Origin of the sequence: Treponema sp. TIM-1, from assembly GCF_046533115.1 — a bacterium.
In the GTDB taxonomy this organism is placed as follows: domain Bacteria; phylum Spirochaetota; class Spirochaetia; order Treponematales; family Breznakiellaceae; genus JAIRMO01.
In genome coordinates this window covers 62,719-85,388 of record NZ_JAJQRC010000008.1, presented here as the reverse complement: position 1 = coordinate 85,388, position 22,670 = coordinate 62,719, and the positions used below count along the sequence as shown (strand labels likewise).

General features: G+C 55.0%; 18 protein-coding genes. 9 read left to right on the top strand and 9 right to left on the bottom strand.

What is annotated here, in order from left to right; translation table 11 throughout:
- Positions 1-41: 41 nt before the first annotated feature.
- Genes LQZ21_RS05545 through mfd form a run of 3 tightly spaced genes read right to left on the bottom strand, consistent with a single transcriptional unit; the run spans position 42 to position 4,915 of the window.
- Entirely contained in the window at positions 42-785 is a 744-nt protein-coding gene (locus tag LQZ21_RS05545) for a lysophospholipid acyltransferase family protein (RefSeq protein WP_411043244.1), read from the bottom strand.
- A 39-nt stretch (positions 786-824) separates the two neighbouring features.
- Positions 825-1,439, bottom strand: coding sequence for an HAD family hydrolase (locus tag LQZ21_RS05540; RefSeq protein ID WP_411043243.1), 615 nt, complete (start codon positions 1,437-1,439; stop codon positions 825-827).
- A gap of 35 nt (positions 1,440-1,474) precedes the next feature.
- Complete coding sequence (mfd, locus tag LQZ21_RS05535; RefSeq protein WP_411043242.1) at positions 1,475-4,915, bottom strand: transcription-repair coupling factor; 3,441 nt, start codon at positions 4,913-4,915, stop codon at positions 1,475-1,477.
- Between the two features lie 63 nt (positions 4,916-4,978).
- On the opposite strand from mfd, the gene LQZ21_RS05530 reads away from it, so the two are divergent.
- On the top strand, positions 4,979-5,950 hold the full coding sequence (locus tag LQZ21_RS05530; RefSeq protein ID WP_411043241.1) for a hypothetical protein: 972 nt from the start codon (positions 4,979-4,981) through the stop codon (positions 5,948-5,950).
- Positions 5,947-6,687 (top strand): PilZ domain-containing protein, encoded by a 741-nt coding sequence (locus tag LQZ21_RS05525; RefSeq protein WP_411043240.1) that lies wholly within the window; start codon positions 5,947-5,949, stop codon positions 6,685-6,687. The genes LQZ21_RS05530 and LQZ21_RS05525 overlap by 4 nt, the downstream gene beginning before the upstream one ends.
- A gap of 227 nt (positions 6,688-6,914) precedes the next feature.
- Here the strand turns inward: LQZ21_RS05525 and LQZ21_RS05520 are convergent, their stop codons facing one another.
- Both LQZ21_RS05520 and LQZ21_RS05515 read right to left on the bottom strand, forming a co-directional pair.
- Positions 6,915-9,005 (bottom strand): [Fe-Fe] hydrogenase large subunit C-terminal domain-containing protein, encoded by a 2,091-nt coding sequence (locus LQZ21_RS05520; RefSeq protein WP_411043239.1) that lies wholly within the window; start codon positions 9,003-9,005, stop codon positions 6,915-6,917.
- A 203-nt stretch (positions 9,006-9,208) separates the two neighbouring features.
- On the bottom strand, positions 9,209-10,144 hold the full coding sequence (locus LQZ21_RS05515) for a TatD family hydrolase (protein ID WP_411043238.1): 936 nt from the start codon (positions 10,142-10,144) through the stop codon (positions 9,209-9,211).
- A 181-nt stretch (positions 10,145-10,325) separates the two neighbouring features.
- Between LQZ21_RS05515 and LQZ21_RS05510 the strand changes: the two genes are divergently transcribed.
- The 6 genes from LQZ21_RS05510 to xylB all read left to right on the top strand — a co-directional run bounded on the left by LQZ21_RS05510 (position 10,326) and on the right by xylB (position 15,663).
- A complete protein-coding gene (locus LQZ21_RS05510) occupies positions 10,326-10,877 on the top strand; it encodes a tetratricopeptide repeat protein (protein WP_411043237.1) in 552 nt (183 codons plus the stop codon).
- A 12-nt stretch (positions 10,878-10,889) separates the two neighbouring features.
- Positions 10,890-11,747 (top strand): TIGR00282 family metallophosphoesterase, encoded by an 858-nt coding sequence (locus tag LQZ21_RS05505; RefSeq protein WP_411043236.1) that lies wholly within the window; start codon positions 10,890-10,892, stop codon positions 11,745-11,747.
- A complete protein-coding gene (locus tag LQZ21_RS05500) occupies positions 11,740-12,207 on the top strand; it encodes a SoxR reducing system RseC family protein (protein WP_411043235.1) in 468 nt (155 codons plus the stop codon). Before LQZ21_RS05505 ends, LQZ21_RS05500 begins: the two co-directional genes overlap by 8 nt.
- Before the next feature lie 113 nt (positions 12,208-12,320).
- Complete coding sequence (locus tag LQZ21_RS05495; protein WP_411043234.1) at positions 12,321-12,872, top strand: Hsp20/alpha crystallin family protein; 552 nt, start codon at positions 12,321-12,323, stop codon at positions 12,870-12,872.
- A 145-nt stretch (positions 12,873-13,017) separates the two neighbouring features.
- Complete coding sequence (locus LQZ21_RS05490; protein WP_411043233.1) at positions 13,018-14,055, top strand: NAD(P)-dependent alcohol dehydrogenase; 1,038 nt, start codon at positions 13,018-13,020, stop codon at positions 14,053-14,055.
- Between the two features lie 129 nt (positions 14,056-14,184).
- Positions 14,185-15,663, top strand: coding sequence for a xylulokinase (xylB, locus tag LQZ21_RS05485; RefSeq protein ID WP_411043232.1), 1,479 nt, complete (start codon positions 14,185-14,187; stop codon positions 15,661-15,663).
- Positions 15,664-15,717: 54 nt separating this feature from the next.
- Here xylB and LQZ21_RS05480 read toward each other — a convergent pair whose 3' ends face one another.
- Positions 15,718-16,809 (bottom strand): Gfo/Idh/MocA family protein, encoded by a 1,092-nt coding sequence (locus tag LQZ21_RS05480; RefSeq protein WP_411043231.1) that lies wholly within the window; start codon positions 16,807-16,809, stop codon positions 15,718-15,720.
- A complete protein-coding gene (locus LQZ21_RS05475) occupies positions 16,810-17,538 on the bottom strand; it encodes a ThuA domain-containing protein (RefSeq protein ID WP_411043230.1) in 729 nt (242 codons plus the stop codon).
- A 235-nt stretch (positions 17,539-17,773) separates the two neighbouring features.
- Between LQZ21_RS05475 and LQZ21_RS05470 the strand changes: the two genes are divergently transcribed.
- Entirely contained in the window at positions 17,774-19,123 is a 1,350-nt protein-coding gene (locus LQZ21_RS05470) for an MATE family efflux transporter (RefSeq protein WP_411043229.1), read from the top strand.
- Between the two features lie 344 nt (positions 19,124-19,467).
- On the opposite strand, the gene LQZ21_RS05465 is transcribed toward LQZ21_RS05470, so the two are convergent.
- Together LQZ21_RS05465 and LQZ21_RS05460 are read right to left on the bottom strand one after the other, a co-directional pair.
- Positions 19,468-20,181, bottom strand: coding sequence for a hypothetical protein (locus LQZ21_RS05465; protein WP_411043228.1), 714 nt, complete (start codon positions 20,179-20,181; stop codon positions 19,468-19,470).
- Positions 20,182-20,331: 150 nt separating this feature from the next.
- Positions 20,332-22,458 carry a methyl-accepting chemotaxis protein gene (locus LQZ21_RS05460; protein WP_411043227.1) on the bottom strand — a complete coding sequence of 709 codons (2,127 nt, stop codon included), beginning with the start codon at positions 22,456-22,458 and terminating at the stop codon, positions 20,332-20,334.
- Positions 22,459-22,670: the final 212 nt, after the last annotated feature.

Here is a 22,670-nt window from a genome sequence, read left to right as displayed (position 1 = left end):
ATTTCAGGAAACCCGTCCGGGGGTTTCGGAAATTCCCATACTTAGTTTTCTTGCGCAAGGGCAGCCTCCATAATCTCCCGGATCTGATCGGCAAGGTTTTTCCGGAGATCCTCCGGGGGAAGATCCGCGGTGATGATGGGCTTTTCAAAGGCCACCCGGACCGGAGCCTTCCGGACCACGCCGTCTCTTTCAAAAACATCGTAACTGCCGGTAATGGTCATGGGTATGATCGGCGCCTTTGCCTGGGTGGCCAATTTAAGCGATCCCGGTCGAAAGGGAAGCAGTCCCTGCCCCCTGCTTCTGGTTCCTTCGGGAAAGATGATCATGGCTCCCCCGGACTGGATCCGCCGGATCCCCGCGTTAATGGTGCTGATGGCCCGTTTGATGCTTTTCCGGTCGGTCTTCCGGTCAATAAAGAACCCCCCGATAAGCAAAATCCAGACATTTAAAAGGGGAATCCACGCCAATTCTTTTTTGGCGATAAAGCCGACAGGTCGGCCTGTCAGCGCCAGGACCAGAACGATATCGAAGATACTTCCGTGGTTACTGACAAAACAGACCCCCCCTTTTTTTATGATATGTTCCCGGCCCGTCACGGTGAGTTTACACCCCACCAATTTAATGAGCAGCCACCCCCATCCATGGGCGATTTGGTATATCCCCCAGGAGGTGAATTGCCGAAAACCCGCCAGGTTCAGGATAAGGGCGAGGATTCCAAAGGGGATCAACACGATGGTGGAAAGCCCCACCAGGGCAAAGAGGAGGATCGTTTTTATCATCACCATAGGAATAGCTCCTTGTTCTGTTTGGGGAAACCGCCCTGTTTATACCAACACCTGTAAACGGTTCAGCTCCACCCGGGCGGTCTCCGGGTCCTTCCATAAAAACGCCCGGATCCCCAGGGAACGGGCCTTATCAATATTGATCTGCATATCATCAAAAAAAACAAGCTCCGCCGGCTCACAGTCCAGGGCGGAGAGGAGGCGCCGGTAGATTACCTCCTCGGGCTTAATAGCGCCCACCTCGCAGGAAAAGATCCCCACATCGGGAAGGTCGAATACCGGGATAGTCCCCCGGGCCAGGGCCAAAAATTCGTGGGGCATATTGGAGAGGATCCCCAGCTTGAGGGTGGGGGCCGCCTTGACGGCTTCCATTAACGCTACCGTACCGGGGTTTATACGGGTCCAACTCTTTAAATCAATATCCACCATTTTTTCCAGGGCCCCTTCCTCCAGGTAAATTCCCCCGTGGGCCAACAGTATCCGGTAGTATTCCTTTCCCGTAAGGGTTCCCCGGTCATACTCGTCCCGGTGGGGCCACAACAGGGCGTCCAGGGCCGGGGGATCTATCCCCGCGACCGAGGCTAATTCATCCAGCACCGCATTTTCCGGCGGAAAGGATATCACCTTCCCATAATCAAAAGCCACCGCCTTAACCATGCCCTACGCCTCCTTATGTTTTCCGATATATGCCTTTAAACCAGGGCCGCCAGCTTTTCCCGGATAAATTCACTCTTTTCCCGGAGGCCGATACTGCCCACGGTTAAGATCAGAATATTGGGCGCCTTGGGATCGAGCTTTGCCTTTCCACTGGACTCCTTTATGAGCCGGACCAAACGCTCCACCTTTATTTTGGAAACCTTTCCAAATTCAACCCTAACAATTCCGCCCCGTTCTTTCAAGGAAGAAACCGAAATTTCCCGGCAAATAATACGGATTTCCGCCAGGGAAAGCAGGGAGGCGGCTTCGTCGGGGAGGGGACCGAAGCGGTCCAGCAGTTCTCCGTGGATGCTTTCCAATTCGTCCTTGCTTCTGATGGAGGCGATCTTTTTGTATACCTCCATTTTTTCCTGGGCCGAATCAATATACCCGTCGGGAATAAAGGCGGAATATTCCAGTTCCATAAAGGTCTCGGTCTCCGCCTCGTACTGGGAATCTTGAAGCCGCCGTACCGCCTCATCCAGCAGGTGCAGGTAGAGATCGAAGCCCACGGAGTAGATATCCCCGGATTGTTCCCTGCCCAGCAGGTTCCCCGCCCCCCGGATCTCCATATCCTTCATGGCGATCTTAAACCCCGATCCCAGTTCGGTAAAGTCCGAGATAACCTGGAGCCGTTTCATGGCCACCTCCGAAAGGGCCCGGTCCTGGGGATAAAAAAGGTAGGCGTAGGCTACCCGGTCGGATCGCCCCACCCTGCCCCGGAGCTGGTAGAGCTGGGACACCCCATAGATATCCGCCCGGTCAATGATGATGGTATTGACATTGGGAATATCTATGCCGTTTTCGATGATGGTGGTAGAAACCAGGACCTGAAATCCCCCGTGGATAAACCGGTGCATCACATCCTCCAGTTCCTGGGGATCCATCCGTCCGTGGGCAGTCTCCACCAGCATCTCCGGGACCAGGCGTTCGATCCTGATCCGGGTGTCATCCAAGGTGTCCACCCGGTTATGGAGGAAGAAGATCTGCCCCCCCCGCTCAACCTCCCGACGGATAGCCGCCGCCAGCCGATCCTCGTTGTACTCCTCAATCACCGTTTCTATGGGATGCCGGTTTTGGGGCGGAGTCGCGAGGAGGCTCATGTCCCGAATTTTCGTGAGGCTCATGTGGAGGGTCCGGGGTATGGGGGTGGCGCTGAGGGTAAGGCAGTCCACGTTGGTTTTCAGCTCCTTAAGCCGGTCCTTGTCCTTGACCCCAAACCGCTGTTCCTCATCGATCACCAGAAGCCCTAGGTCCTTAAAACCCACGTCATTCTGGATGATCCGGTGGGTCCCCACCAGTAAATCGATCTCCCCCTTTTTTATCTCTTCCAGGATCTTTTTTACCCTGCTCCGTTCCACAAAACGGGATAACATGGCGATCCGTACCGGAAACTGGGAAAACCGTTCCTGGAAATTCTCAAAATGCTGTTCCACGAGGATCGTGGTGGGGGCTAGGAAGGCCACCTGCTTTCCCCCCATGATGGCCTTAAAACAGGCCCGTACCGCGACTTCGGTCTTACCGTAGCCCACATCCCCGCAGATCAGGCGGTCCATGGGGTGGGGGCTTTCCATATCCGTCTTGATCTCCTCCACGCACCGGAGTTGATCCTCGGTTTCCTCAAAGGGAAAGGCCGCCTCAAAAACGGTCTGCCATTCGGTATCCTGCGGAAAGGCATAACCCGGGGCGGCCTTACGTTTGGAATAGAGGGCAATAAGATGCTCCGCGATATCCTCCACGGATTTTTTAACCCGGCCCTTACGGTTTTCCCAGCTCTTTGACCCCAGTTTGTCCAACCGGGGGGGGGCTCCCTCACTCCCGATATACCGCTGGACCAGGTTAACCTGTTCAATGGGGACAAAAACCACCTCATCCCCCAGGTATTCCAGCTTAATATAATCCCGTTCATGTCCCAGGGTTTTGATCCGTTCGATTCCCTTAAAAAGGCCGATACCGTAATTCACATGGACCACATAATCCCCGGGGTTGAGTTCCACAAAGGTGTCGATGACGGCGCTCCGTACCTGTTTGAGAGACCGGAGGGGCCGCTTTCTCCGGCCGAAGATCTCATTTTCCTGGATCACCATAAATTTGATGTCCGGAAGGGCGAAGCCCGCCGAAAGGGATACGTTAGAAATAACCAGGGGGCCGGGAACATTTTTGGGGCCCCCACTCCCCGCCAACTCCTCGGTATTTTTAAGCAGTTCCCCGATCCGTCCCGCCTGACCTTCCGACTCGGCAGCCACCAAAAAGGTCCACCCCTGTTTGGCAAGGATCGTTAATTCCTCTTTTAAATAATTGATATTGCCGAAAAAACTCCGGGGGGGATCGCAGGAAATTTGCAGCCGGGTTGCGTCCGCTTCCCCGCCGCCTTTGATGGTCATAAAGGAGACCCGCCGGGGGTTCCGGGCAAGGAGATCCTTAAAATCAAGGAGGATCCGTTCCGGGGCCGGAACCTCCCGATCCCGGCGGGCCTTGGCGTAAAGGCTCCCGTACTCCTTGTTCAGGGCCCCCTGGGCGTTTTCAAGCCGTTCCCGGTCAACATAAAACACCGTCCCCCGAGGGCCCAGGTAATCGGTTAAAACCGCGGGCTGCTCAAAGGCCAGGGGAAAAAGCAGTTCCTCCCCGGGGGTCTCCCGCCGGGCGATGAGATCCTCCACCAGGGACCGGCCGGACCGGGTGAATTCCTCACAAGCTTCCAATCGGGCCGCGAGGCCGTCGATCCGCTCGTCGGACCATATCACCTCTTTCAGGGGCCGGATTATCAGTTCATCAACCTTATCTAAGCCGGTTTGATCCAGGGGGGAAAACCGTTTTATCGATTCCACCACATCAAAATCAAAGAGAATCCGGTAGGCTTCCTCGTCCCCCCCCATGAGAATATCCAGAACCTCCCCCCGAAGGGCGAATTCCCCGTGGATCTGTACCCGGGAAACCCGGGTATAACCGTAACCCGCCAGGGTTTTCGCCAGGCCAATGGTATCTATGGTCCCGCCGGGCTTAAGGGAAATAAGGAGTTTTTTGAAGTATTCCGGCGGCGGCAGGGGGGTTAAAAAGGCCCGTTCCGGGACCACCACCATAACCGGCCCCCCCCCGGCCAGGGCCCCCAAAACCTTGGCCCGTTCCCCAAAAACCGCCGAAAGGGGGGCCATGTCCCGGTAAGGCATGGTTCCCCACCAGGGGAGGGAGAGGACCGGCGCCCCCAGGCTCTCCAGGTCCAGGATCAGATCCGCGGCTTCCCGTTCCGTAGGGACCACCGCCAAAAAAACACCGGGCTGGGCCTGAAACAGAGCACTGAGCATCAGCGCCGTCAGGGCCCCTTCGGAACCGTCTATTTCCAGGGGGAATTTTCCCTTCCCATAGGCATCCAGAAAGGTCCTTATTTCCGGGGAAGCGGCTATCTTGTTGAGGATTAAAGGAAAAGATAAGGTATTCATACAGGTCTACCGATTACTATATATAGTATTGGGTCTTTTTTAAACCCTTTTCCAGGGAGTTTTATGGTGAAACCATACAAGAAAATTATCATAGCCTTAGGTTTTATCTTAGGGGTCCTGGCCCTTCCGGGGGCTTCGGAAGTAGACCTCTCCATCCGGTTTTATGACAAGCGGATCTACTATATTTCCAACGCTTCCGCGGAGCCCATCCTCGTACAGGTGACCATAGCCAATAACGGGCCCGCCCCTTACCATTTTAAGCTGGCGGATGACCGGATCTTTTCCGTTGATTTGGAAGTAAAAACCCTGACAAACCGGCCGGTGGAAGCCGCGGACCTTTTGGTCAGAAAAAGAACCCAAAACGCCCAGGTTTTTTTCCGGGATGTCTCGGTGGAAAGCGGGGAATCCTTTTCTTTTGTCGAGGATATCCGGAATTATGCGGTCCTGGGGGAGGCGGGTTCCTTTGTGGTACAGGTCAAACTGTACCCCGATCTTATCCGTAATATCGCGGGTGGGGCCCTTCCCCTGGAATCCAACCGTTTAAGCCTGCACCTGCGGCCCCCCTCCCTGCCCGGTCCCGGCGGAGTCCCCCTGGCGCTGGATGTGGAAACTAACGCCATTTTAGTCCGGGAAAAGCTCCCCCCGGATCAGGTGGTGGAGTATACCCTCCGGGCCCGGCAAAAAAACCAGTGGGAAAAATTTTTCCTCTACCTCGATCTGGAGGCCATGTTACGGCGGGACCCCCGGCGGCAGCGACAATGGCTGGGGGCCTCGGAAGAAGTCCGCCTGCGTATGATCGACCAGTACCGGACCGAGCTTGAAAACGCGGTGGTGGACGGGGATATCGCCACCATACCCCTGGAATTCAGGATCGAACGGACCACCTATAACGCCGAAGAAGGTACCGTTATTGTATTGGAAACATTCCGTTTTAGAGATATAATTGAAAAAAAGCGGTACACCTACGATCTTCGCCTGAGGGATGATGTCTGGACCATTGTGGGGTATACGGTACAAAACTTGGGGACGGAATGAAGCTATTGTTGATCCTGGGCTCGGATGAAACCTTTAACCTGGTTTCCCATTATATTAAACCCCTGGGATTTGACCTGATCCGGTACAACCATGTTCAAAAGGCCATGGATAATATTGACGAGGTCGATCCCGCCGGTCTTATTATCAGCGCCAATGATTTTCCCCGGCACTGGAAGATCCTGGTCCATTTTGTACGGGTTGACCGGGACAAGGACCGGTGTCCCATTGTCCTCTTAACCGGCGAAAAATTTCCCCTGGAGGAGGCATCCAAGGCCTTTTTTATCGGCGTAAGCGGCATAGTTCCCGAAACCCTGGGGGAACCATCCCTGGTCGTCAAACTCCAAAATATCCTGAGCCGTTATATGCCGGTGGAAGAAAAACGGCGGGCCCCGCGTTTTTTGGTTGAGCCCTGGCAGCGCTGCGCTTTGATCTTCGCCAACCCCCTCAATAAGGTCATCGTTACCGGGGAGGTAAAAACCATTGCCCGCATCGGGCTTTCTTTTCACCCCGACTACCCTTCCCTATTGGAGAATCTATACCCGGGAACCCTGATCCCCGAATGTTCCTTCCGGCTGGATAATACCATCCTTTCCCCGGAATGCCGCCTGACCCGGGTCGGCCGGATCATCGCCCTGGAATTTATCAACATCCTCCCCGGTGAACAGGCCGTCCTGGACGCCTATCTGGAAAATCTGCCCCTCCAGGAATTACGGTACCATACCCCCGGCTTGCCATAAACATATACCCATACGAAATCTAAGAAATTCACCACGAAGGCGCAGAAGGCGAGGAAGTAACTCATGTTATGCAGGAAGAATGGAAGTCAGCCTGTCAATAGTTTTGCGTAAATAAAAATCAGCACAGACTTTTTTCAGGTCCCGGTACGATGCAAACCGGCACCCGGGTTTCCGGAAATACCCGCTCGGACCGTCTCGGGGAACCGCGGCAGGGCGGGGTAACGCCCCTACTGGCGTTCCATTTGGGTGATCATCTGCATGGACTCTTCAAGGGTCCGGGTCTTATCCATCATCGTATGATACCCGTCTTTGATTGCCTCCGCATGCTCCCGCAGGAGGACCAGGGCGGTGGTGATCTCCTTGCTGCCTATGGACAATTCACCCAAGCTGTTGATAAGTTCCGTCATGGTATTGGCAAACCCGTTGACCTCTTCCGCCATGGTGGTGATCAGGGTATCGGTGGTGGAGGAACGGGCGGTGGTTACCTTGATGCCGTCGATGATGCCGGTTAAAGTATTGGCGATATTCCGGGAATTTTCCCGGGTGGTTTCGGAAAGGCGGCGGATTTCACCGGATACCACCGCAAAGCCCCGGCCCGCATCCCCGGCATGGGCCGCCTCAATGGCGGCATTCATGGACAGAAGATTGGTATTGGCGGCAATGGCGCTGATCACCTTAATGGTGGAACCGACCCCTTCCACCCCTTTGGTAATGGTGCCTACGGCTTCAATAGTTTCGCGCATGGAAGCCCTGCCCTGTTCCACATTGCTCACCAGCATCTGAATGGCCGACTGCTTTTTTTGGGCCATGGAGGCGGTGTTGTTGATGGTGGCCATCATCTGCTCAATGGCTGCGGAGGATTCTTCTATGGCGGAAGCCTGCCGCACGATCTGGTCGTTGAGGTTATTAATGAGGTCATTGATGCCCTTCATAAAACTCAGGGATTTTTCAACCTGGATGCCGAGGTTCTCGTTCAAGCGTTCTATGGTTCCCCTATCCTCATCAATGAGGCTAAGATTGTAGTGGTGGCAATTTTCCGGCCGGTTAAGACCGTTAAAAATCGCGATGGCCATACCGCGGCAGCTTCCATACCCGCAGGTATTACAGTCATAGATATCCTGTTCACCGAATTTCCGCAGGCTTTTATACACCCCGGCGAGTTCCTGGTTGTTCGGTATTTTGATGGTATAGTTTTTAGAGAGGTCCCGGTAGGAACGGTGATAAAGGCCTTTTTTCCAATAGTTGGAAAGAATCTTAAACATCTTTTTTTGATTTTTTTCCACTGATTTTGAGCCGCCGTATTTTGCCTCCACTTCGGCCCGGCGCTTCCAGATAGGGGCTTCCAGTTGGTCCATGGGGGTTTCGCCGTTGCGGGTACCGGTCCCGCCGTTGCAGCCCTTTTCGCAGTTAAGGCAATCCACCAGGACGGGCAGTTCCCCGTTTTTACCACCCCCGGAGTTTATGGTTTTCGCCACATTCTCCAGATAGGGATAAATCGTATGGACCCCTTCGATCTTCCGGGTTACCCTGCCGATACCGGGGCGATGCCGTTCCGCGGTGATGAGGAGCCCCCCGGGCATGGAAAAGGTTACCGCCCGTTCCGCCGGCGGATTTTCATAGTCCTCCGCCGCAAAGGACGCTAAATTTACCCGGTTCTGTTCCAGGTATTCATACAGGGCAAGGAAGGTAACATTATAATCCCCAAGCCCGGTTTCATCAAATTCCCGCCGCTTGGCAATACAGGGGGAGAGGACGGCAATCCGATGGTTTTTGTATTGGGGATAATATTCCCGGATCATTTTGATGATATGCAGCATAGGGCTATCCGCCGGGGCGAGATAGGGGAGTAACTCGGGATGGTAAATTTCAATATAGGTTACGATGGCGGGACAGGGCTGGGCGATACAAAAGGGGGGAGCGGCTGCTTGTATATGTTTTATATAGGAAAAAACGGTGAGTTCCGCACCGAAGCTTACGTCAAAAATCGCCTCCACCCCCCGCGACTTGAGATAACCGTTTAGATTGAGATAGCGGCCAGGAAAATTGGAAGCCACCGCCGGGGCTACAATGGCGATTATCTTTTCTTTTTTGTCCAGGGCGCTGAAAAATTCCGCCGAATCATCCACAATGACCCGTGCCTGGTGGGTACAGGCATGGATACAGTTTCCGCAGCCGATACAGATCGCGTGATTTACGGTTACCTTTTCCCCCGCGCCGTTATTACAATATTTAACCGGACAGGCCGCAATACAGGCATGGCAGTTTACACATTTTTCTTCATCAACCCTAATGACCGCCGCTAACTCATCTTTCTTCATAAGCCGCTCCTAAAAAATATGTCTGCTGATTGAGCCGCTTTCAAATCCGGCCGGATTTAAAATTTCCAAAATCGGAGGCGTTGAAAAAGCGTTAATGGTCGTTCTTATTTACCTCGGGACTTGATCCAAAATACTATAATCGAGTCTTCGGGGGGGTGTCAAGCGCTGTTTTGCCTCAAGGCGGCTTTTGAAACCGGAGGAAGTTATCCGGCGCCATAAACCCGGAAAAAATTGTCCCCGGTCAGGGCCTCCACCTCTTCGGGGGTCCCGCAGGGACTCCCCGCCTCCTGCCGCAGGGCCGCCGCGCCCCGGAGTATGCGGGGGAGGTCCCCCCATTGGGAAAAGGCCCTGCCCCTGAGGGGCTGATAGGGGGCGTCCGTCTCCAGGAGGAGCCGTTCCGGGGGAAGGAGGGCGCAGGCCTCCATGGCGGTCTTGTGGTTGAGCAGTATGGGGGCGCCAAAAGAAAAATAGGCTTCCACCCCCCGTTTTAAAAGGGCCAACCCTTCCCGAAGGGTCCCCGAATAGGAGTGTAAAACCACGGCGGGGAGCTTTTTCAGGGTCCGGGCATGGAAAAAAACCTTATCCATGGCCCGGCGTATATGAAGCACCAGGGGCAGCCGCTTTTTCACCGCCAATTCCAGATGCAGGGCAAATAACTCCTCCTGCCGGGCCGCGGTTGCCCGGTATGTTTGGTTGTACCGGTCAAAACCGGTCTCCCCAATCGCCTCCAGACGGCCTTCCTCCGCCAGGGTTTCCAGCAGGGCCAGGGATTCCCCGACGGAAAAGCGGGGAGGCCCCCCCTCGGACCGAAGCCTTTCCTCGACCTCCGCCGCGGGCAGTTGGGGATGTACCCCAAAACAGCAAACGACCCGGGGAGAGGCCCCCTGCCGGGCCAATGCTTCGTGGCAGATAAAGTCCTCCCGGTTCCAGGCGCTGGCGGCGCAGGCAATGCCGAGCCGCCGCCGTTCCTCCCCCGCTTCAGGGAAACGGAGGAGGAGATCCCAGGGGTGGCAATGGGCATCGGTAAGCATATCGCTTAGTACCCGGCTGCGGATTCGTGGTAATGGCCTGTTTTTTTCATACGGTCGACCCCAAAACCGTTCCAAAACCCGGTTGATTTTGGAATGGTACCTCATCATATTATATAGAAAAAAACAAGTACAGGTCTTTTTTTTGGTATCCGGGTATATTATACTTTGAATAAAGAAGGTAATTTCAAAAAAGGGTAAATTTTCGAGCCGCCGGCACAGGGTCAATTATTTTTTTTGAGCTGGTTCATATAGTAAAAATGGGTTATAGTTATGGTCAGGGAGGGTAAAAATGGAAACTGCATCTTTTCTAAATGATTCTGGAATAGCGTTAACCGAGGCAAACCGTCCTAATGAGGCGATTTCCCTATTTCGAAAGGCGCTGATCATGGAGCCGGAAAATCCTCTCCTTTGGCTGAATATGGGTATAGCCCAGCAGCGGACCGGTGATTATGAGGAAGCTTTGACCAGTTTTCAACGGGCCCTCTGTATTGATGACAATCTTGCCGAAGCATGGGTTTCCATGGGCCTGATCCATTACGAGCTTGAACAGTTTGATTCGGCGGAAGAATGTTACCAGGCCGCCCTGCAGCGGGATGAGTATGTCCCCAAAACCTGGAATAATCTGGGGGTGCTCTATTTTGTCGAGGGCAGTTACGAAGAAGCCCGGCATTGCTTTGAAAAAGCCGTAAGCATGGCGCCCCTCTATCAGGAGGCCCTGTACAACCTGCGGGATACCTGCCGGGAACTGCAGGATTTCCGGGCGGCGGCGGAATTTGAACGGATCCTTTCGGGATTATCCGACCGCTTGGGACCCAACTTCTGTCAAGACCGTACTGAATAAAGAACCCAACCTATGACGATCCTTTATGTTGCGGAAATAGTCGGTAAAGTTGGGGTTTATGCCTTTAAAACAGGACTGGCGGAGCTTAAAAAGCGCCATACCATTGATTTTGTCATCGCCTGCGGTGACGGGGCCACCGGGGGGAACGGTCTTGGCAGAAATCACGCCGCTTATTTACACAAACTGGGGGCGGATGTACTTACCACGGGGGAATGTTGTTTTTACAAAAAGGATCTGGTAGAAAATATCGCCCATATCCCCTATGTGCTGCGGCCTTTCAACCTGTCCCCCGGAGCCCCCGGTATCGGTTCCCGGATTTTTAAGTCCCCCCTGGGGAAAATAGGGGTAGCGGTACTTTTAGGTCAAAGCGGATACGGAAAACTCCATGGGGATAATCCCTTTTATGCGCTTCCGGCACTGCTGGAACGGCTCCGTCAGGAAACCCCCCTGGTGGTTATTGATTTTCACGCCGGGGCAACCGCGGAAAAACATACCCTGTTCACCATGGCCGCGGGGAACTGTTCCGCGGTGATCGGGTCCCACTGCCGGGTCCAGACCGCCGATGAGGGGATCCTCCCCGGGGGGACGGCGGTGATTACCGATGCGGGCCGGACCGGCAGCATCGATTCCGTGGGGGGAACCGATAAAACCGAACGGATCACCGAGTATCTGACGGGCATCCCCGACCGGACCCGGGACGCCTGGGATCGGCCCGAGCTGCAGGGGGTGCTTTTTGAACTGGACCCGGCGGGAAAGGCCCTTTCCATACAACGGATCCGCCATCCCCTGCCGGCGCTCAAAAACCCGGATCTCAATTCCCCGGAAAAACCGCCGGAGGAAGAATTGCCCCCCGGGGAAAACCATGACTGAAACCGGCCTGGTTCGGGAGATATCCGGGGATCTGGTCGTTTTAAGCCTGGATCAGCCCGGGTCCTGTGCGGGTTGTGGCCATGGGAGGTCCCGGGATATGACCTGTGGTTTTTCCGGCGCCGGCTCAAAGCAAGGATGCCCGCCGAATCAGCGCCTGGTAATCGCCCTGAACCGGAAAAAACTCCCCCTGGTTCCGGGCCAGCGGGTGGCGGTGGAGTTCCCCTCGGGTTCCACCCTGGTACAAGCCCTAACCGCCCTGCTCCCCCCTTTTTTGGGCTTTGTCGCGGGGTATGCCCTGGGGGGTCTGGTCCTTTCCCCGGAAAATCAGGCCCTGCGGGCGGCTACAGGGGGCGGGGGACTCTTTTTTTTTGCCGGAATAGTCTATTTTATCCGTAAATATCTTCCCCCGGGGAAGCCAACCGTGGTATATTATAAAGAAGGGAGCCGGTTCCAAAACTGAAGTTTTGAAACCCAGGATACTATATCCTACCTAAGGGATCGCTCTGCGGAGGGTCCATCTAATCCGGCCGGGCCGTAAGGCCGGCAGCATCTGCGGATGCAAAGGAGCCTGTTATGAAAGGCAATAAAGGGTACATGGATTTGGGCGCCATATTTGACGAGATCTTCGAGGCCGCTCAAAATTTCAGCGATGAATTTCACCGGAATTTCGAATTCAGCGGCGGGGCGAACGGATTCGGCCGACGGGGGCCCTTCGATGAAAACATCGACTATTACCCCAACTATTCCTATCCCCCCATGAACGTGTACATGACCGGGAACCGGAGCATGATCTTTGAGTTTGCCCTGGCGGGATTTGATGAAAAGGACATCAGCTTGTCCTTTCAGGGGGATTATATGGTATTCTCCGCCAAAATAAACGACGGCGCCTCCCCGGGGGATGCCGAGGCAAACCGTTCCGTGGATGAAAACATCCGCTATTTTAAGCGCCGGCTCAAACTCAAAGACATTGAAAAACAGAAATACTATGTCCCCCTGGATAAATACGCCCAGGAGCAGGTCAAGGCGGTGTTCAAAAACGGTATCCTCAAGGTCACCGTCCCCCCAAAAGACGAGCCGGATCAGAACGACGGCATTAAAATAGAAATAATTAAAGAAGAAAACTAAGGCGCGGGACTCTTTTACCTGAGCCGGTTTCATGGAACCCTAGATCCCCGCGGATCCCGGTTTTGAAACCGGCTCGGCTCTCATTAATTTTTTCGTTGACAAAAGCCGAATTTCCCGTTTATAAATATGGTAAGGGAGAACCGCTATGAAAGCATTGGTACTGGAATCGAAGAGAAACTTGAGCCTGAGGGATTTTCCAATCACCGAGACCGTCGGTCCCTATGATGTCAAAATACAGATACGGGCCTGCGGTATCTGCGGCAGCGACATCCACTACTATGTGGAGGGGGCCATCGGCGATTTTATCGTCAAAGAACCCATGATCCTGGGGCATGAGGCTGCGGGGATCATCATCGAGAAGGGCGAAAAGGTTACCAATCTGAGTATCGGCGATCTGGTCTGCATGGAGCCGGGAATCCCCAACCGGCGCTCCCGGGAGGTGATGGAGGGGATATACAATATCGATCCCGACGTGGTTTTCTGGGCAACTCCCCCGGTACACGGCTGCCTGCGGGAAACCGTGGTCCATCCCGCGCAGTTTTGCTTCAAACTTCCCCCGGGGCTGAGCGCGGCGGAGGGAGCCATGATGGAACCCCTGGCCATCGGCATTGAGGCGGCAAAAAAGGCCGCCATCAAACCCGGGGATACGGCCCTGGTGGTGGGCTGCGGGACCATCGGCGTTATGTGCGCCATATCCGCCCTGGCCGGCGGGTGCGGCAAGGTATTTATCTCCGATGTAAAACAGGAAAAATTGGACCTGGCCGGGGCCTACGATAAAAATATCACCCCGGTCAATACCGCCAAAAGGGATCTGCGGGAATTTATCATGAAGGAAACCAACGGCAAGGGGTGTAACGTGGTGTTTGAAGCCTCCGGGAGCCCGAAGGTGTATCCTGATTTTTTCAGATGCGCCAGAAGGGGGGGAAAGGTGGTGTTGGTGGGAATGATGAACGGCACGGTCCCCCTCGACGTGTCCTTCCTGCAGGGCCAGGGCCTCAGTATCGAAACCATATTCCGGTACATCAACTGCTTTGACCGGGCCATCGCCCTGGTAAATGCGGGAAAGATCGATATCAAACGGTTCATCAGTAAAACCTTCAGGTTTGAGGATGCCATTGCCGCCTATGAATACGCCGCCGCCGGTCATCCGGATGTGGTAAAGGTCATGATAGAGCTTTCCTGACCCCGGCTTTCTCCATGTTCCCGGTTTTATCCGCGGTATTACGCGTTGATCCGGGCAGCATCCCATATTGACGGGGGCGCTTTGAACGGGATAACCTGAAACCAGCCTTTGCGAGGCGGGGAGGATTTTATGGCGTATTATATCGGTATCGACTGCGGAACCCAGGGAACCAAGGTCGTGGTGTACGATCCCGCGACAAAACGTTTTCTGGGGGACGGTTATGGGGGACATGAAATTTTTTCCAACGAAAAGGGCGGCCGGGAGCAGGAACCGGTGTGGTGGATAAACGCCCTGGACCTCGCCCTGAAGGAGGCCCTGAAAAACCTCTCCCCGGAAGAACGCAAGAAAATTGCCGGTATTGGCGTTTCCGGGCAGCAGCATGGCTTGGTGGTCCTGGATAAGGATAAAAAGGTACTGCGCCGGGCAAAGCTCTGGAACGATACCGAAACCGCCGGGGCGAACCAGAAGTATATCGATCTGGCCGGGGGGCCCGCGGGGGTTATCGCCGCCATCGGAACCTCCCTTCCCGTAGGGTATACGGTTTCAAAACTGATATGGCTTAAAGAGACGGAGCCGGAAATCTTTGAAAAAATCGCCTTTGTGATCAATCCTAAGGATTATATCAATTTTTATCTCTCCGGCATCATCGCCACCGATGCGGGAAGCGCCTCCGGGACCGGCTATTACGATGTGATCCACAAGGTCTGGAGTGATAAAATGGTTTCCCTGATCGCGCCGGACTTTAAAAAGACCCTGCCCCCGGTCATTGACGATCTGGATGCGGTGGGAACGGTAAAGCCGGAGATCGCCGAAAAATACGGCCTCGCCGATTCCTGTATTGTCGCCCCGGGAAGCGGGGACAATATGATGGCCGCGGTGGGGACCGGCAATGTGGAACCGGGCATCGCCACCATGAACCTGGGGACTTCCGGGGTGTTCAGTATCTTTACCGACCAGCGGCCCGAAGGTTATCCGGAAATAATTCAGATTCAAAACTCCATCCCCAACGGCTGGATTCCCACGATATGTATCATGAACGCCACCTCCACCACCACCGCGGTACAGGAACTTTTCGGCCTTGAACTTGCCGCCTTTGATGCGGACATGGCCGCTTCCCCTATCGGCGCCGAGGGGGTGATCATGCTGCCCTTCTTTAACGGCGAGCGTATGCCCGGACTGCCTGCGGCCCGGGGATGTATAGGGGGGTTAACCATAAAAAATTTCACCCGGCCTAACTGTATCCGCTCCGGCGCAGAGGCGGTGGCCTTTGGCATCCGCTGGGGCTGTGATCTGCTGCGGGAAAAGGGACTTTCCTTTCATCAACTGCGCCTGGTGGGAGGGGGCAGTAACAGCGCCCCCTGGCGGCAGATCATCGCCGACGTGTTTGACGCGGAAATTATCGGGATCCAGGGCAAGGAAGCGGGGGCCTTCGGCGGGATTATCCAGGCCATGAGTGTCTGCAAGGAAGGTTCGGTACCGGAAATATGCAAAAAGCATATTATCTTAAACGAGCAAAAGCGCGCCCTGCCGAACCGGGAACAGGTTAAGCAATACGACGGGGTCTATCAGGCGTATTTAAATTTACGGAAAGAGATATATCACCAATAGGGAGGGGCCTTCCGTAAAAAACGATCCGGGGGTCAACCCGGCCCGGATCGTCCCTTACCATTCCTCTTTTCCCAAAACTTCCGGCCGGGAGCAGCGGGTCTTAACCTCGTAGTACACCCCGGAACGGGAGGCGTCGTGGATACCGTGCATCAGATCCAGGACATGATTTGCCAGTTCCCCACAAGCGCGGTGGGGCCGCCCTTCGGCAATGGCGCAGGCCATATCGGTAATTCCCAAGCCCCGGCTGTTTTCGGCATAGGCCCCCAAAAGGGGTATCTCCGACCAGGTCTCCTCCCGGAAGCGGCTTACCCATAGGGGGCCGCCGAAGGTATTGGGATCGGGAACCCGGAGGGTGCCTTCGCTGCCGTAGATCTCGATGAAAGGCAAGGTGTGGGAATAGACATCAAAACTCGTGATCAGGGTTCCCACCGCGCCGGAGGCAAAGTCCAGGGTCGCGGCGATATGGGTGGGAACGTCCACGGTGATGGTCTTGCCCTGTTGGGGCTCGCTGGTAATGGTCCGGGTCTTGAAGCCCTGTTGGGCGGAACCGGAAACCCGGGCAACGGGGCCCAGGAGGTTTACCAGGGCGGTAAGGTAATAGGGTCCCATGTCAAACAGGGGGCCGCCCCCGGTTTTATAATAGAATTCCGGATCCGGGTGCCAATGCTCGTGGCCGTGGTTCATCATAAAGGCCGTGGCGGCGATGGGAGTTCCGATCCAGCCGTCGTCGATGAGCTTGCGGCAGGTCTGGATCCCCGCGCCCAGGAAGGTATCCGGGGCGCATCCCACCCGTACCTTATGGGCCCGGGCGATATCCAGGAGTTCCGTTGCCTCTTCCCGGGTAACGCAGAGGGGTTTTTCGTTATACACATGCTTCCCCGCCTCCACCGTCTTTTTGGCAACGTCATAATGATTTTGCGGCTGGGTGATATTCAGCACCATATCCACGTCGGAACGGTGGATAAGGGTTTCAATATCCGGCACAAAGGGGATATGATATTCCGCCTGAACCGCCTCTCCCCGCTCCCGGATAAGATCCGTCACCGCGGTAACCCGGACCCGGCGGCGAAAGACGCCGGTCAAATTCTGCAAATAGATACCGCTGATCTTTCCCAATCCGACGATACCGATCCGTTGTGGGTCCATCTAATACATCCCCCTATCACTTTTGAATTCCTCCGCGGACAGCCCCTTTTCCACGGCGATCCGTTTGCCTTCCGCGGCCCAAAGGAGCCCCCGCTTCATCAACTCCCAGGCCTCGGGAATATCAAACACATCGTTGTGATGTCCCAAGGCGTTATAATAGACCCTGCCGTGACCCCAATGTTTGGTCCATATCTGGGGCACGTCAACTTCCCCATTGGTGGAGTGGTACCACTTAACTGTGGGAAACCGGGTGGTAGCCAGCACCTCAATAGCCGGATCCACCTGGAGGTAATATTGCTCGGACACCACGTCAAAGTCCTCAATACCTTCGGTCAAGGGATGAGACCGGGAACGGATATTGATCCGGTAGGGGACGCCGTCTGAACCGGGATGACTCACCCAGTTGGCGCCGGTCATAAATTGATAGGCCACCGCGGTTCTGAAAGCGTCGCACATCCCCCCGTGGCATCCGGCAAGCCCCACCCCGGAACCGACCGCTTCCAGCAGGGGTTCAAAGGTTTCCCGGGGCAAGTCCGCCCCCATGGTCCATATCGGAATAAAAAGATCCAGGCCCATAAGCCGGTCCTTATCGGTTAATACCTCCAAAGACCCGGCAACGGACACCCCGAAACCCTCCGATTCAAGAAAGGCCTTGAATCGTTCGGCGATAAGTTTTGGCTCGTGGCCGTCCCAACCGCCGCATAAAATTAATACTTCCTTTTTCATCATGCTCCCTCAGGTTAGTACCCGCGCAAGAATAAAATGCAGAGCATTTTATTCTAATTGCTTACGCAATAAAGAAACAATATGACCATTCGGTCATGTTGTTTCTGCGCGGGTCCTGAGGATCTGCGCAAGAAGTATACACACATAACCTGCCTCGCCCTTCAGGGCGAGGTAGGTTGATGTGCAGGTCCTTAGCAGTACCGGTTTTCAGTTTCAAATAAAATTTACAGGGGCCTCCATGGTAACGGACAAAAAGTTTTATACAACTCTGGTGCAAATTGCCCTTCCCCTGGCAATGCAAAACCTCATCACCTACGGAATAGGGCTGGCGGACAATTTTATGGTGGGCTCCCTGGGAGATCTTTCCCTTTCCGGGGTGTTCCTTTCCAATCAGGTACAATGGCTGCTTTTTATGTTCTGCACCGGTTTGGGGGCGGCCATGGTGGTTTTAGCGGCCCAGTATCTGGGGAAAAAGGACGTTAAAAACGCCAAGGTCGTTATCGCCATTACCCTTAAATTTGCCCTGGGCCTTGGAGCCGCCGCCACCCTCCTGGTATTTTTGTTTCCCGCCAGGATTTTAAATTTATTCACCCAGGATGAAAAGGTCATTGCCGAGGGGATGCGGTATATCAGGATCGTATGCTTTTCCTATATTTTTTTTAGTGTCAACAGCGTGCTCCTCGCCTCCATGCGTTGTGTGCAAAACACCAAAATCGGGTTTTTGAGTTCCCTTACCGGTTTTTTTGTCAATGTCTTTCTCAACTGGGTACTGATTTTCGGCAATCTGGGAATGCCCGCCCTGGGCGTTTCCGGGGCGGCCATAGCCACCCTGATCGCCCGGATCGCCGAATTGGGCGTTACCTTCCGCTATGTCCGGTTTATCGATAAAAACCTCTGTCTGCGGATAAAGGACCTGGCCCTGCGGAACCGGGAAATATTAAGTGACTTTTTTAGATACGGTCTACCGGTTCTTTTGGGGGACATCATCTGGGGTATCGCGGGAAGCACCCAGGTGGCCATCCTGGGCCGTTTGGGGACCGAAGTCCTGGCGGCCAACACCATTGCCGCCAATTTGTTCCAGTTTTTCAGCGTGCTGGTCTACGGCATTGCCAACGCCTCGGGGGTCATCATCGGCAGAACCGTCGGTTCCGGGGATTATCAACGGGTCAAAATGTATTCCAAGACCTTACAGCTTATCTTTCTGGGCTTCGGCCTCCTGACCGGGCTGCTGATCTTTTTCACCAAAGGCCTTATTCTGGCAGTCGGGTTCCCGAGCATCTCCGACGAAGCCCATGTCTATGCCCAGCAATTCCTCACCGTATTTTCAATTACCATCGTAGGCACCTCCTATCAGATGTCGGTCCTTACCGGCATAGTCCGGGCCGGTGGCGCCACCAGCTTTGTCCTGATAAACGACCTCATCCATGTCTGGCTCATCGTCATCCCCTCGGCCCTGTTATCGGCCTTTGTCTTCCACTTTCCCCCGGTGGTGGTTTTCGCCTGCCTCAAATGCGATCAGGTCCTCAAGTGCATCGTGGCAATAATAAAACTCAACCGCTGGAACTGGATGCGGAAGCTGACGCGGTAAGCCGTATTTGGTTTTAATCCCCGCACCTAAGAAATTCAACCACGAAGACGAAATTTAACCACGAACCACACGAAAAACACGAACAGGAAAAAGAGAATTCACCACAAAGACGCCATCCAGCACCTGGTACTATAGACATTAAAGAGAATTCACCACAAAGGCGCAGAAGGCGAATAAGGAAGAAGAATTAAGAAGGAAAAATAAATAATGAAAAGTGAGCCGTTATTCCTTACTCTTTCACTCTTCACTCTCCTAACTCCTCTCTCCTAACTCTTCTCCCTCCTTCTTCGCCTTCTGCGCCTTCGTGGTAAATTTCTTAAAATTCTCTTAAATTCTGTAGCATATCACCGCTTAACCGGCCGCAGGACCCCCTGTATGGTCAGAATCGGGGCCTCAAATTTCACCTCCAGGGTGCCGTCCCAGTTGAACATGGCCATCATGTCGCCGTAGTCGTTCTGAATGGGGCCGGTCTTGGCGTCGTTACCGGCGGCCACGATCTGCCCCGAGGGGACGCCGGGGTCCCACACCTTCTTCCAGTCTATGGTGGCGGCGGTCATGTCCCGGGCAAAGTCCCGGGAGATCACCTGAGGCCCCTCGCCCTGGATATAACCGACGGTACGCATCACATAGCTTCCCCGGGGAAAGCCGATGTTGCCGCTGCGGTCGGTTTGAATACGGTAGGCCACGCCCCGGTGGACGTATTCCATGGTGATGACCGGCCCCTCCCGGTATATGTGCAGGTTATCGTCGGTACGTATCGTGTCCGGCGCCAGGGGAAAAAGCAGCAGCCCCCGAAAACCCGAGGAGATGGTCGCCCGTCCCATGATGTCCGTCTGAATCGGGGCAAAAAGGGAGGTGGACTTCTGTTTGGACGCCCCGGACACCGCGTCAAAGGCGTCTTTATCCGCCGCGATATACCGTATGGCCGAGCGGTAGGACAAATAATTCCCGTCTTTAACGCCGGAAACATTGTACCGGTAATCAATAGTCAGATCCTGGGCAAAGACCAGCCCGCCCCAAAACGCGGTCAAAAGGGCAGCCAACCCCAACTTACGCATAACCAACCCCCTTTGCACTAGCAAATGAGGGGGGAAGCCTCCCCCCTACGCCGCATTTCATTGCGGCGTACCCCCCTCTGCGGGGGCACGGCCGTCTGCTTTCCGCCCCCGCAACGCCCCCGAAAACCCATCGGAGTTTCCGGGGATTCCCTATACCTTAAAGGCGCCGATGGTTCCTTCCATAATTTGAATGTTCCGGTGGGTATCCTTGGCAAGATCCAGCACCGCTTCGGCGGCCTTGTTGACCTCCTGGGCGCTGTCCCCCATACCGATGATCCCCTGCTGAATGGCCTGGACAATGGCGGTAAGTTCATCCATCTCCTTTTTGACATCCCCCATGTGGCCGGTCATATCCGTCGAGGTGGCCCCGACCCGGGAAGAGGCGGCGTTGATCCGCTCCAGGGCCTTCTGTATTTCCCCGGAAGCCCCCAGCTGGGCTTCCATGGCCGTATCAATATGCTGGATAAAGGAATCGGTGGCGCTGATCTGCTCCGAGACCAGCCGGAATGCCTCCTGGGAAGCGGCGGAGATGTGTACCGTATCCTCAACCGCCTTGGCAATACCGGTCAGTTCCTGTTTTATGGCCTGGGACTGGGACTGGGAGTTTTCGGCCAGGCCCCGGATCTCCTCGGCCACCACGGCAAAGCCTACCCCGGCAGAGCCCGCATGGGCCGCCTCAATCGCGGCGTTCATGGACAGCAGGTTGGTCCTGCTGGCTATCTGGGCGATAACCCGGTTAGCCCCCACCAGGGACTGGGACTGGGCGAGGATGGCCTGGATCTGCTTGTCCACCGCCTCAAGCTGCCCCTTCCCCGAGTCGGCCACCGTAACCAGGGACTGGAACTGGTTCTTCAGCTCCTGTATCGCGATCTGTACCGCGTTGATCGTGTTCGCCATTTCTTCCACCGACGTGGAAGAGGCGGCCACCGCCTGGTTCTGATCCGCTATCAGGGCATTGAGCCCTTCCAGGGCTCCGACGGTGTCCCGCAGCACCTCGTTGGTCCGTTCCAGGGAGCGGGTCTGGCCTTCGGTCTGTCCCTTGATGGCCAGGGCTGCGTCCATGATCCGGGCATTCGCCTGGACCGATTCCTCGGACCGGTCACTTAAGTTTTCCCCAATTTCCTGCAGGGAATTCTGGGCATGCTTGAGCTGGCTCATCAGGCTCCGCAGGGAAGCGATAAAACCGTTGATGCTTCGGGTAATGACCCCGATCTCGTCCCGGCGTTTCACCGGTATCTGATAGGTAAAATCCGCTTCTTTGGAACTTAAATTTTCAGACACCGATGCGGTAACGGAAGCGGTGGATCTGAGGGGGGTAATGACGATAAAGCGGAGCAGCAGGAAGAAAACCACCAGGAGGATCGCGATGCCCCCGAACATCAGGGGACCCACCACCCGGTTGATAAGGCCCACCGTCTCCTCGACGCTGGTCATGGGGAGGCTCATGGAAACGATCCCCACCCGGGAATCGGAAAAATCCTTTAGGGGGAAGTGAATCCCATAGTATTCGACCCCTGCCGCGGTATAATTTCCCCGGTAGGTCTCCCCCAGGCCCAGGACCGTATCGATCATCATGTCGTGATCCGATGAGAGGCTGCCGGTAAAGGGGGTGATCCATTCCTGTCTGCCCACTGAAACCGAAGACATCCCCGTGGAACTGCTGCGGTGCAGGGGCCCCTGGTAGATGTCTACCTCGCACTGGGTCAGCTGCTGCAGCTCGTCCGCAAATTTTTGGGACTGGATGCTGTGTTCGATAAAGCCGTAGCCGCTCAGGCTGCCGTTTTCCATTACCGGGATCGCGGAGATAAGCTCCAGGCTGTTGTCCAGGGAGTACATCCGGGTAACGCACTCCTGGTCATCGGTATAGGAAACAATGGTCCTGACATAGCGGGCGCCTTCGGAACCGCCGCTGTTGATGAGGAGATACCCGTCCCGGTCCGCCAGGGCAATGCCGTCCACATCCAGGGCCCCGGTGAGCGCGTCAAACCGGGCCTGAAACCGTGCGGGGTCCGCGCCGGCGTCAAGCGCCGTGATGATCCCCTCGTCCCCGGCAAAGACGGCAAACCACCGGGCTTTCTTTTCCAGCAGCGCCGTTTCTTCTTCGATAAGGCGGTAGACCAGATCATCCTTCTGGTCAATACCCTCCTTAAAGGAATCGGCGGACGTAGAGGTGGTAAGGATATTGATCGTAAACATGAGAACGATTCCGAAAAGAACCAAACAGATAAAAATCGGCGCCAGCAGTTTGATGCCGATGGAATACATCCTCGCTTTCATCCCACGCCCCAGATAATAATTTACCATAAAACAAACAAAGTTAACAAGTACGAACAGGCTCCGGCAATGCTCGGTTTCAACAAAGCACAGAAAAAATAACCACGGACCACACAAACCTCACGAACACGGAAAAAGAGAATTTGACCACAAAGGACAAAAAAGATAACCACGAACCACACAAACCTCACGAACAAGGAAAAAGAGATTTTGAC

Coding starts and splice junctions, on each gene's coding strand:
- mfd (WP_411043242.1), bottom strand. CDS start 4,915: ATGAATACCTTATCTTTTCCTTTAATCCTCAACAAGATAGCCGCTTCC.
- LQZ21_RS05530 (WP_411043241.1), top strand. CDS start 4,979: ATGGTGAAACCATACAAGAAAATTATCATAGCCTTAGGTTTTATCTTA.
- LQZ21_RS05505 (WP_411043236.1), top strand. CDS start 10,890: ATGACGATCCTTTATGTTGCGGAAATAGTCGGTAAAGTTGGGGTTTAT.
- LQZ21_RS05510 (WP_411043237.1), top strand. CDS start 10,326: ATGGAAACTGCATCTTTTCTAAATGATTCTGGAATAGCGTTAACCGAG.
- LQZ21_RS05515 (WP_411043238.1), bottom strand. CDS start 10,144: ATGATGAGGTACCATTCCAAAATCAACCGGGTTTTGGAACGGTTTTGG.
- LQZ21_RS05465 (WP_411043228.1), bottom strand. CDS start 20,181: ATGCGTAAGTTGGGGTTGGCTGCCCTTTTGACCGCGTTTTGGGGCGGG.
- LQZ21_RS05470 (WP_411043229.1), top strand. CDS start 17,774: ATGGTAACGGACAAAAAGTTTTATACAACTCTGGTGCAAATTGCCCTT.
- LQZ21_RS05495 (WP_411043234.1), top strand. CDS start 12,321: ATGAAAGGCAATAAAGGGTACATGGATTTGGGCGCCATATTTGACGAG.
- LQZ21_RS05540 (WP_411043243.1), bottom strand. CDS start 1,439: ATGGTTAAGGCGGTGGCTTTTGATTATGGGAAGGTGATATCCTTTCCG.
- LQZ21_RS05480 (WP_411043231.1), bottom strand. CDS start 16,809: ATGGACCCACAACGGATCGGTATCGTCGGATTGGGAAAGATCAGCGGT.
- LQZ21_RS05525 (WP_411043240.1), top strand. CDS start 5,947: ATGAAGCTATTGTTGATCCTGGGCTCGGATGAAACCTTTAACCTGGTT.
- LQZ21_RS05460 (WP_411043227.1), bottom strand. CDS start 22,458: ATGAAAGCGAGGATGTATTCCATCGGCATCAAACTGCTGGCGCCGATT.
- LQZ21_RS05490 (WP_411043233.1), top strand. CDS start 13,018: ATGAAAGCATTGGTACTGGAATCGAAGAGAAACTTGAGCCTGAGGGAT.
- LQZ21_RS05520 (WP_411043239.1), bottom strand. CDS start 9,005: ATGAAGAAAGATGAGTTAGCGGCGGTCATTAGGGTTGATGAAGAAAAA.
- LQZ21_RS05545 (WP_411043244.1), bottom strand. CDS start 785: ATGGTGATGATAAAAACGATCCTCCTCTTTGCCCTGGTGGGGCTTTCC.
- LQZ21_RS05475 (WP_411043230.1), bottom strand. CDS start 17,538: ATGATGAAAAAGGAAGTATTAATTTTATGCGGCGGTTGGGACGGCCAC.
- LQZ21_RS05500 (WP_411043235.1), top strand. CDS start 11,740: ATGACTGAAACCGGCCTGGTTCGGGAGATATCCGGGGATCTGGTCGTT.
- xylB (WP_411043232.1), top strand. CDS start 14,185: ATGGCGTATTATATCGGTATCGACTGCGGAACCCAGGGAACCAAGGTC.